The following is a 6,190-nucleotide window of genomic DNA, read 5'->3' as shown; positions in this document are numbered from 1 at the left end:
AAAACTGTAAAGCGTATATTGCAAGAACGGACTGATCGCTATAAGTCGGAACTGACCGACTCAGGCTCTAGTTACACGTTTGGCAACAAGACATTAACAGAGTGCGAATTAGTCCTTGACTATGTTTGACTACATTTTAAGGAACAGCGAATAAGATGAGCAGGATTTACAGCGTATTGGCTGGCATGGTGGTGCTTTGCAGCGTGACTTTAAGCGGGTGCAGCAAAGATACTGCTGCAGCATAACAGGAAGTTCCCTTTGTCATGGTGGCGACACCCACCACTTCACAGCATGAATTAAAAAGTTATGCCGGTGATGTGCAGGCACGCCAGCAAACGGCGCTGGCATTTCGGGTCGCTGGGCAGGTGACCCAGCGCTTCGCTGATGTGGGTGACCAGGTCAAAGCCGGGCAAGTCCTGGCAACTCTGGATGTCAAAGATGCCCAGCTGCAGCTGAATGCAGCACGTGCCCAGCTGGAAAGCGCGCAGTCTGCTACTAAGATTGCTCAGGATGAATTACAACGTTTCAAGCAGTTATTGCCATCCAATGCCGTGAGCCGCTCACAATATGACGCGATCGAAAACCAGTACAAGACCGCCCTATCAAATCTGAAACAGGCACAATCCAACTACGATACCGCTAAAAACCAGACTGCTTATAACCAGCTGATTGCCACCAGAAACGGCGTGATCACTGCACGCAATATAGAAACAGGACAGGTGGTGGCTGCCGGGCAGGCGGCGTATGAACTGGCGATTGCCGGTGAGCGTGAAGTGGTAATTGGCGTACCGGAACAGGCTATTTCGGAGATCAAGGTTGGACAGGCAGCTACAGTGACATTATGGTCCAAACCTGAAGAGAAATTTGCCGCTTTTGTCCGCGAGATTTCACCAGCAGCGGACCAGTCGCGTACCTTTCGGGTTAAAGTTTCCTTACGTGAAGGCAATGGTCAGATCCAGCTGGGGCAAAGTGCCCGGGTATTTTTTCAGCACAGCCGCGACAATATGCTCAGTGTGCCGCTATCCAGTGTCTCGGCAACGGATCAGCAGGCTTATGTGATGGTGGTCCAGCCGGATCATACCTTGCGTAAAGTTCCGGTTCAGCTCGGTGCCTATGGCCGGGACAGTGTTCCTGTACTCAGTGGCCTCAAGCCGGAAGATTATGTAGTGATTGGCGGCGTACATCTGCTGCGTAACCAGCAAAAAATCAATCCGATTGATCGTGAAAACCGTCGTGTGACCATTCAGGCAGGGAGTTAAGCATGAACTTTAACCTGTCGGAATGGGCCTTAAAAAATAAAGGTCTGGTGCTGTATTTTATGATCCTGCTGGGTCTGATCGGCATCGTCTCTTATTCCCAACTGTCACAAAGTGAAGATCCGCCTTTTACTTTTAAAGTCATGGTGATCCAGACCTATTGGCCGGGTGCCAGTGCCAAAGAAGTATCCCTACAGGTCACTGACCGGATTGAAAAGGAACTGATGACCACGGGACAGTATGACCGCATCATGGCCTATTCACGTCCGGGTGAATCCATGGTGACTTTTGTTGCCAAGGATTCTCTGGCTTCGAAAGATGTCGCGGATGTCTGGTATAACGTGCGCAAGAAAGTGGGCGATATCCGGCATGAATTGCCACAAGGAGTACAAGGGCCGTTCTTTAATGATGAATTCGGCGATACCTTTGGCAATATTTATGTGCTCAAGGGTAAAGATTTTGACTATGCGACCCTCAAGGAATACGCCGACCGCTTACAGCTGCAACTGCAACGGGTCAAAGATGTCGCCAAAGTTGAACTGATTGGCCTGCAAGACCAGAAAATCTGGATTGAGATTTCCAATACCAAGGCCATTCAGCTGGGCGTTCCAGTTATGGCGATTCAGCAAGCCTTGCAACAGCAAAATGCCACCATCCAGTCCGGTTTTTTTGAAACCGGTTCAGACCGGATTCAGGTGCGGGTCAGTGGTGCATTAAACAGTGTGGAAGAATTAAGACAGATGCCGCTGCTGGTCAATGGCAAAACTATTCAGTTGGGAGATGTCGCATCTATCGTGGCTTTAGTGATCCGGCACAGCCTCGAATGCGCTTTATGGGTGAAAACGGCATTGGTATTGCTGTGTCCATGCGCAAGGGTGGGGACATCATTGCCTTGGGTAAAAATTTGGAACAGGAATTCGCCCGCCTGCAAAAAGCCCTGCCACTCGGCATGGAGCTGCAAAAAGTCTCCGACCAGCCGGTGGCAGTCAAACGCAGTATTAACGAATTTATGAAAGTGCTGGCAGAAGCGGTGATTATCGTATTACTGGTCAGTTTTTTCTCGCTCGGTTTCCGGACCGGTCTGGTGGTGGCATTTTCGATTCCGCTGGTGCTGGCCATGACTTTCGCCGGTATGCAGCTGTTTGATGTCGGACTGCATAAAATTTCCTTGGGGGTTCTGATTCTGGCCCTCGGTCTTTTGGTCGATGATGCCATTATCGCGATTGAAATGATGGCGATTAAAATGGAGCAGGGTTATAGCCGTTTGCAGGCAGCCGGACATGCCTGGCGCACCACCGCTTTTCCCATGCTGACCGGGACCCTGATTACTGCTGCCGGTTTCCTGCCGATTGCCACAGCGGCCTCGAGTACCGGTGAATATACCCGTTCGATTTTCCAGGTGGTAACCATCGCATTGCTGGTGTCCTGGATTGCCGCGGTACTGTTTGTCCCATACTTAGGCGATAAACTTTTACCGGATTTCAACAAAGATTTAATTCAAAAAGCACCGTGGTATCAGCGGCTTTGGGCACGTCTGTGCAAACAGCCAGAACCTCAGCCGATTGTGCATCATGCCAGCGAACATTATGATCCTTATCAAACCCGGTTTTATCAGGGTTTTCGTCGTTGGGTCGATGCCTGTGTGACCTATCGTAAAACTGTCATTGCTGCCACGGTCGGGATTTTTATCCTGTCCATTTTAATGTTTAAGCTGGTGCCGCAGCAGTTTTTTCCACCTTCAAATCGAGCTGAAATTCTGGTGGATCTCAAACTTGAAGAAGGTGCATCACTGAAAGCCACTGAAGCTGCAGTAAAAAAAGTCGAAGCCTTTTTATCGAAACAAGAGGGTATTGATAACTATGTGGCTTATGTCGGGATGGGATCGCCGCGTTTCTATTTACCGCTCGATCAGCAGTTGCCGCAAACCAGTTTTGCCCAGTTTGTAGTGCTGGCATCCTCTTTAGAGGATCGAAATGAAATCCGTAAATCCTTAAGTGATCAGATTCGAAAGTTATTGCCGGAAGTGCGTACCCGGGTGTCCTTGCTGGAAAATGGCCCGCCTGTGGGCTATCCACTACAGTTCCGGGTATCGGGTGAAGACTTAAGATTAGTCCGTGAATGGGCGCAGAAAGTTGCAGCCACCGTGGGAGAAAATCCGAATACCACCAATGTGCATCTGGACTGGGGGGGAGCCGAGCAAAGTCATCAAATTGCAGATCGATCAGGATCGTGCCCGTCAGTTGGGGGTGAGTAGCAGTGAACTGGCCAATGTGCTGAACAGCTCGATTTTGGGGGCCGGTATTGATCAGTACCGTGAAAAACGTGAACTGATCGAAATCCGTTTACGTGGTGCTCAGGCTGAACGGGTGGAGGTAGCATCTTTAGCCAGTCTGGCTGTTCCGACCGCAACCGGTACATCGGTACCTTTGGCGCAGCTGGCCAAAATTGAATACAGCTTTGAAGAAGATCTGATCTGGCATCGGAATCGTTTACCGACCATTACCGTGCGTGCCGACATTCGCAGCAAGTTACAGCCCGCTACTGTGGTTAATGAACTCAAAGAGCCACTAGAAAAAATCCGGGCAGAGCTGCCGAATGGCTATCTGCTGCAAGTGGGCGGTACAGTTGAAGAATCGGCTCGCGGGCAGAACTCGGTTAATGCCGGCATGCCTTTATTCCTCGCAGTCGTCATGACCCTGCTGATGATTCAGCTCAAAAGCATCTCACGGGCCTTTATTGTGTTCCTGACCGCACCTTTGGGCATTATCGGAGTGGTGTTATTCCTGTTAATTTTCAATAAACCTTTCGGTTTTGTTGCGATGCTCGGGACGATTGCATTATCCGGAATGATCATGCGCAATTCGCTGATTTTGATCGATCAGATTGAGCAGGATATTCAGGCCGGAGAGTCGCAGTGGGATGCCATCATCAATGCCACAGTACGTCGTTGTCGTCCGATTGTATTAACCGCACTGGCTGCGGTTCTGGCGATGATTCCCTTGTCCCGTAGTATTTTCTTCGGGCCAATGGCGGTGGCGATTATGGGGGGCTTGATTGTGGCAACCCTGTTGACCCTGTTTTTCCTGCCTGCACTATATGCACAGTGGTTTAAAGTGAAAAAAGTTTAAATTCTGTTTAAAATTGTCATAATTTCAGGTGCGAAATTTTGAAATTTTCAATATAGTAGCACCTGAGATTTTTATAATTCAAAAAATAAAAAATTGCTGTTTTGGCCTTACTGCCAGGGCAGTAATGAGGTTGAACCAGACATGACTCCAGTGACATTAACCAAGATGCGACGTTCCGTAGCCGTGGCCTATGTCTTCATGTTTTTGGCCTTATTTACCGTATTTAGCGGGGTATTTGCTTACTGGTTCGCACGTAAAGTCACCCAGGTTGATTATGCTGAAGTCTGGTTACAGGCACAGGCACTGTGGATCATGCGTAATATCGTGATTTATACCATTTTGGCGCTCTTCGCTGCATTGTGGTTTATTCCATTGTTTTTCTTTGCCTGGGACAGCCACTTATGGGTCAAAGCCTGTGTGGTGACCGGGGTGATTTTCAGCTTTATTGCCTTTATTTTCCTGATCAATGCCTGGTTTAAAGGCTTCTATAAATTCTCTCAAAACAAAGCTGTGTTCTAAAACACATAACTTTTTTCATATTTCCCCTTGTAAAATCAGGTTTGAACCCAATTTTAGACCTCAGTTGAATATTAACAAAATTCCGTGAGGAGCATCGCCAGACATGGCTAAACGTGATTATTATGAGGTTTTAGGCGTCGCTAAAACCGCTAGTGATGATGAAATCAAAAAAGCCTACCGTAAGTTGGCGATGAAATATCATCCAGACCGTAACCCGGACAATGCTGAAGCTGAAGAGAAATTCAAAGAAGCTGCAGAAGCTTACGAAGTGCTCTCTGATGGTGAAAAGCGCAGCATGTATGACCGTATGGGCCATCAGGCCTTTGAAGGTGGTATGGGCGGTGGTGGCGGCTTCGGCGGTGGTTTCAGCGCAGAAGATATTTTCAGCCAGTTCGGTGATATTTTCGGTGGTGCTTTTGGTGGCGGCGGTGGTCGTGGCCAGCAACGTGCACGCCGTGGTTCCGACTTACGCTATGTGATGGAATTGACTCTGGAAGAAGCGGTCAAAGGTGTCAAGAAAACCATTACTTTTACTGCACCGGCACCGTGTGATGCTTGTGATGGTAAGGGCTCAAAAAATCCAAACGATGTCGAAACCTGCCGTACCTGTCATGGTGCCGGTCAAGTGCGTATGCAGCAAGGTTTCTTCTCGGTACAGCAAACCTGTAGTACCTGTCGCGGTCAGGGCAAGATCATCAAGAACCCATGTAATAAATGTCATGGTTCGGGTGTGTCGGATCGTCAGCAAACCCTGGAAGTTACTATTCCTGCGGGTGTGGACAATGGCGACCGCGTTCGCTTGACCGGTAAGGGTGAAGCGATCCGTGATGGTCAGTCAGGTGACTTGTACGTAGAAGTGGTGGTGCGTGAGCATGAAATCTTCCAGCGTGATGGCGCTGACCTGTATATGGATGTGCCGGTATCAATTGCTGATGCAGCTCTAGGTAAGGAGGTTCAGATTCCTACGCTGGATGGCCGTGTTAGCCTGAAAATTCCTGAAGGTACGCAAACGGGTAAACTGTTCCGCTTACGTGGTAAGGGTGTTAAACCGGTACGTACCAGCATGCAAGGTGATTTGCTGTGCCGTATTGTGGTGGAAACTCCAGTGAATTTAACTGCACGTCAACGTGAATTGTTGAAAGAACTGCAAGAAACCATGGATGGTGAAGACAGCAAATCATCACCAAAGAAAAAATCATTCTTTGATCGCTTGTTTGATTAATTGAGTGAAAGTAAAAAAGGACGCTGAGGCGTCCTTTTTTATTATATAGATAAGATACTCTAGAT

The 6,190-nt window shown here is 48.5% G+C and carries 2 protein-coding genes and 2 pseudogenes; all 4 read left to right on the top strand.

All coding sequences use genetic code 11. From position 1 onward, the window contains the following. The first annotated feature begins 155 nt into the window (after positions 1-155). The 4 genes and pseudogenes from FTV30_RS12175 (at position 156) to dnaJ (ending at position 6,125) form a co-directional block, all read left to right on the top strand. Positions 156-1,259 (top strand): annotated as a pseudogene (locus FTV30_RS12175) (efflux RND transporter periplasmic adaptor subunit). A gap of 2 nt (positions 1,260-1,261) precedes the next feature. Then, positions 1,262-4,384: pseudogene (locus tag FTV30_RS12170) on the top strand (efflux RND transporter permease subunit). Between the two features lie 141 nt (positions 4,385-4,525). After that, on the top strand, positions 4,526-4,903 hold the full coding sequence (locus FTV30_RS12165) for a hypothetical protein (protein ID WP_180001690.1): 378 nt from the start codon (positions 4,526-4,528) through the stop codon (positions 4,901-4,903). 103 nt (positions 4,904-5,006) lie between these two features. Continuing rightward, positions 5,007-6,125: a molecular chaperone DnaJ gene (gene dnaJ / locus FTV30_RS12160; protein ID WP_180001689.1), complete on the top strand. Its 1,119-nt coding sequence runs from the start codon at positions 5,007-5,009 to the stop codon at positions 6,123-6,125. Positions 6,126-6,190: the final 65 nt, after the last annotated feature.

This window comes from Acinetobacter sp. YH12255 (assembly GCF_013417355.1).
Lineage (GTDB): Bacteria > Pseudomonadota > Gammaproteobacteria > Pseudomonadales > Moraxellaceae > Acinetobacter > Acinetobacter pseudolwoffii.
This window is presented reverse-complemented; position numbering and strand designations above follow the sequence as displayed.